This is a genomic window from Gemmiger formicilis, assembly GCF_016901605.1.
Classification (GTDB): Bacteria; Bacillota; Clostridia; order Oscillospirales; family Ruminococcaceae; genus Gemmiger; species Gemmiger formicilis_B.
In genome coordinates this window covers 1-4,666 of the sequence record NZ_JACJKP010000202.1, presented here as the reverse complement: position 1 = coordinate 4,666, position 4,666 = coordinate 1, and the positions used below count along the sequence as shown (strand labels likewise).

Below are 4,666 nucleotides of genomic sequence, written 5' to 3'. Positions count from 1 at the left end.
GCTGGCTGATCCGGCCAAAAAGCAGTTCCAGAGCATTTTCCCACACATAGTCCGGGAACATCTCCAGGCAGGTGCCGGTGGGCCACTTGCTCTCCAAGGTCTGAATATCCTGATAGATGATGACCGCCACGTCTTTCGGCACACGTACGCCCAGTTCCCGGAATGCCTCTAAAGCGCCTTCAGCCACCTCATCACTGCCCAACAGAACTGCTTCCGCCAAGGTATGCTCTTCCACGGCCTTCTTGGCCAGCGCATAGCCACTTTCTCGACTGATTTCCCCCACATGGAAGGTTCGGGGATCGTACTGGCCGCGCTCCTCCAAGATGCGCCGGATGGCCGCCAGACGGTGGGTACCGATGCGGCCGTTGGCCCCGTCATAAATGCCGCCGATATATCCCAGGCCAGTGTACCGCTTCTGATCCAGTAGGTAGGACACCATCTGCTCCTGACCCCGGTCGAAGTCCACCTGCACCTGGTCGAACTCGTAGTTGTGCTGGTTGGAGTTCACAAAGACGATGGCGAAGGACAGGGAGCGTAGAAAGTCGATTTCCTTCTCGCTGAACACCCCCAAGGCGATAATGCCATCTACCTTTTGAGGCTCACCGAAAGTCAACCGAACAAAGGTTACCTCGTACTGGTCGGTCATCATCTGTACCAGACAGGACAGGGACGAGAGCCGTACATTGTGCCGGTCTGGGCGGATGATCCGCCAGTCCGCCACCCCAATGACCAGGTGCGTTTTATGCTCTGCCGCCTTTCTCTGGCGAGGAGATACATAGCCCAAGACGTGGGCCGCCTGAAAGATCCGGGCCCGCACCTCCGGTGAGACAGAGATGTTGTCGTCCTTGTTCAAAACCCGTGAGACCGCCGCAGTCGAGACCTGAGCGGCCTGGGCCACATCCTTGATTGTCGCCATGAGGCTCCTCCTTTCGTATCGTTTCAAGCTCATTATATAGCGCCTTCTGTCGAAGTCAATATACTTTACTAAAATTTTACTAAATTATGAACCAGTTATAACATGGAGTAGTCCTGCAATGCATCGTAAGGGCAAACGGCGACACGACCAACATGGGCCGTGCCGCCTTTCGCGTTACCTTTCCTGCTCCTGCTTCCGTTTGCGGTTGGGCTGTGACACGATTTTTTGCTTTTGTCGTGCCAGTTGGCGGGCTGCGTATTCCTCCGCCGAATCGTTGGTCAAGCGCGTCTGTGCCTGTTTAGCGTCCATCCACCGCAGCGGTGAATATTTACTGCCAAACACCTGTTCCAACTTTTCGTTGGCGGCTACTTCATATCCGGGCCGGATGGCCTGCCGGGCCTCGTACAGTTCCACCGGGTCAAGATCGGCGGCCTGCGATTTTGCCTCGGCGTACTCATGCAGTGTGGATTCCAGATCAGCGGAATATTTCTGCTCCTGCTCGTCCAGTTTTTGCAGGTTAGACTCCAGCGCGGCGATGTCTTTGCGGAAGGTTTCGGCCCCGGCGTCCTCGGCATAGTCAAACTGCTGCAACAACAGCGCCTTTTCAGAGCGCAGTTCCTCCAAATCTTCGGTCAGCTCCGCAATCTTAGCGCCCAACTCTTTGTGCTTAAACACCTGCCACGCAGGCAGGGATTCTTTCTCGGCTTTCACAGTTTTGCGCTCCCTGCTTTTCTCCTTGATCTGCCGGGCCAAATTGGTGAACCGTGTCAGCTGGGGCTTGTACACAGTAAGGGCTTTCTGACAGCTGGCACGGCCTGCACGGATATGGGACAGCTGATAACAGAAAATTAAAATCCCGCTGCGTAATTTTTCCAGACGCTCCGCTACGGCGGGCACGGTGTGGGCAACCAAAGCGGCCAGCTTTTTGACCTCCGCTTTCAGTTCTCGCAGCAGGGCGTTGTCGGCCTTGATCTGCCGGTTCAGTTCGCAACGGTCAGAGATGATGCCGCGCCGCTCCAACGCCTGAGCTGCCACGCCCTCGTGGATGGTGGGCCGTTCCTCCAGGCCACGCTCGGCATGGCTGCGGTGGTCAATGCGTTCCGCATGACCGGCCAGCTCCAGACAGCGGTTCGCCGCCGTGGCCCACGCCTCGCGCCAGACAACCAGCTGTTCTTCGCTGTTCCACCGCGCAGAGATGGGATTCTGCCTGCCGTACCGGGTGCTTTTTGGGTGTTTGTCCACACGAACATGGCCATGCGCATGGGCTGCGGATGGAGCCATATACACCTTCCTTTTGCCAACTTTGTAGGGGTACTGCTTCTCCCAGCCCTCAGCCTGTGCGGTTTTGAACTCGGCTGCGGTAAAGCCGCGTTCATCGCCGTCCTTGACGCAGAGATATTCTTTTTCAGTCTTGTACTGCCATGCGCCCGACTCCGTCAGAGGACGCACCGTCAGCAGGATGTGGGCGTGGGGATTGTGGCCGTCGGTGTCGTGGATCGCAACGTCAGCGCACATACCTTCATCCACGAACTGCTCCCGGATAAAATCTTGCAAAAGCTCAATCTGCTGCTGCCGTGATAGCTCGATGGGCAGCGCGGCGACAAATTCCCGCGCCAGACGGCTGTCCTTGGTTTTCTCCGCTTCTTCCACGGCGTTCCAGAGTTTTTCCCTCTCCTGCCATTCCGGGGGAGCCATTGGCGGCAGGAACACCGCCTGCCAGGCAAGGCCCTGTTTGCGGGTGTAGTCATGCTGTACCCCGTCATACTCGTTGAGCATCCGGGAACAGCTCAGATAGGCCGCAGCAGCCACAGCGGAGCGTCCGGCTCCACGGCTGACCATCTTGGCCTCCAAATGATAAATTGCCATAAATCACCTTGTCCTTTCTGAAAGGGGTGCCCCGAAACAGGGCACCCTTGTTTTCGCTCAGTACGTCGTGAAATGCGACGTACCACCAGCAGGGGCGGAACGATTTGTTCCACCCCTGTATCTGTGTCAAGCTGCCGGTGGCAGGTTGACACAGGCAGGCGGCGGGATGGGGTGGCAATATACCACCCCATGAACAGGGGCTTCCAAAACGGAAACCCCTGCGCCGACTGCATGGGCAAGGCTGGCAGTTTGGCAGAAATGCAGCCTTGTCCAGCAGCTCCCGCAGGAGCCGCAATCCCCCTCGGAGAGCGCACGTGCCCGACCAACGGAAGGGCTACCACCGCCTGCTTTAGCAGGTGGTGAGTAAGTGCGCCCTTCGGGATAAAAAAGAGGAAGGCCCCCGGTTTCCCGGAGACCTCCCAGCCGTTTTCAATCGTGTGCTGCCAGCTTTCGCCGCAGGTATTCTTCCAGATTGTCAAGCCCTACCGCCTGTACTTCCGGCAGCACTTTTTCCAGCACAGCACCCTCCTGAATGAGCCGCCTTGTCCGGGCTTTTCGCTCCTTCACCCGGTTCCGTGCCTGGGCTTCCTCCAAGCGGTGCTTTGCCTGCAACAGTTTCTTTTCTTCACTTGTCATAGTTTTACCTCCGTTTCTGCCAGATCAGGTCATAGCCCAGCACATCGGCCAGCTGCATGACCTCCTTATAGCGAATAGATTCCCGCTGGAGCTTGGCGGACAGATTGGAAACACTATCCGACCAGCCGTATTCCTCATGGAGCCTGTCAACCAGCTCCTGCATGGTATATCCGGCCCGGACGATCTGTGCCTTAATCTCGTTGCGTACCGTCATCATCAAAAATCCTCCTAAATTTACTTGATAAAAAAGCGAAGCCGGTACGCCCTCTGGCATAACCGCTTCGCTGTATGGTGAAAAATCTCCTTGTCACCAAATCCGTTCAGAATTGTCGGTGTGATGTCCTGCCCATAAGCTGCACCTTCCGACTTTTCCGTTCCGTGTGACTTGGCTTGAAACCGTGCATTTTCCCATGATTCCATGCACCCGGTTCACCGGGGCGAGAAGCATGGTTTCGCAAAATGATTTCTTCCAATAGGCAAATACTTTTCGATTTCCACTTGCCTTGATTTAGCATGGGGATTTGACCAGTGATTCTGACTGCCATAGCCGCCGAATTGCTATAAAAGGGAAAACAACGGTCAATCAAAGCGTACGTACGTACATGGCTCAGCGCCGCCATTCCTCCGGCACATCTTCCGGTACGTACGTACGCATCGAATCACCGGAAAACACTGATATATGATTTCTCACCAGTACCTCAATTCCCAGAAAGCCACGCACCCGCCGTCCGGCTGCGTTGGTCACATTGTTACAATATTCCAGATTGTAGCGGCTCTGGCAGGCGATCAGGGCTTCGCTGAAGCTGCGGGGTTTCAGGGCAGGCAGGTTGTTCTCGGTGCAGTAAATCTGGTATGCCTCATACAGCTCTTTGGAGCTGGCAGATAAATCGGCTTTCAGGCGAACATACCCGTCAGAATCCAGAAAATCATAGACATTGTTATTGTCCCGTTTGACTGCCTCCCGGTTCCCTCTGGTGCGCTCACTTTCGGTGAATTTGAAGTTGTTGGCGGCCAGCCGCTGCAATCCCTCAAAAGCCCACAGCAGAATACCCTCAACCTCGGCTTTCATCTTCTCGGCAAGGTCAGGATCATCCATACGGCCAGCCGGTTTTTCTTTCGTGGTCAGCACCAGCTGGCGGCGATAAAATCCGTCGCTCCGGTCAAACAGCGCCTGCAAATCTCCGTTGGAGAAGGCCAGCAGCCGGGCGCACATCCATCCCTGATAGCTCTGCTTGCCCTTGCGCTCCA

The 4,666-nt window shown here is 55.9% G+C and carries 5 protein-coding genes; all 5 read right to left on the bottom strand.

From position 1 onward, the window contains the following. Positions 1–916 (bottom strand): LacI family DNA-binding transcriptional regulator (locus tag H6B10_RS12745; protein ID WP_204651951.1); only part of this gene is annotated, 916 nt, incomplete at its 3' end. 174 nt (positions 917–1,090) lie between these two features. Beyond that, a complete protein-coding gene (gene mobQ / locus H6B10_RS12740) occupies positions 1,091–2,782 on the bottom strand; it encodes a MobQ family relaxase (protein WP_204651950.1) in 1,692 nt (563 codons plus the stop codon). 429 nt (positions 2,783–3,211) lie between these two features. Next, positions 3,212–3,418, bottom strand: a complete 207-nt coding sequence (locus tag H6B10_RS12735; protein WP_204651949.1) for a DUF3847 domain-containing protein — start codon at positions 3,416–3,418, stop codon at positions 3,212–3,214. Positions 3,419–3,422: 4 nt separating this feature from the next. Beyond that, positions 3,423–3,632: a DUF6471 domain-containing protein gene (locus H6B10_RS12730; RefSeq protein WP_239475645.1), complete on the bottom strand. Its 210-nt coding sequence runs from the start codon at positions 3,630–3,632 to the stop codon at positions 3,423–3,425. A 393-nt stretch (positions 3,633–4,025) separates the two neighbouring features. Continuing rightward, positions 4,026–4,666, bottom strand: a 641-nt coding sequence (locus tag H6B10_RS12725; protein WP_243427376.1) for a primase-like DNA-binding domain-containing protein, incomplete at its 5' end; no start/stop codon positions are given.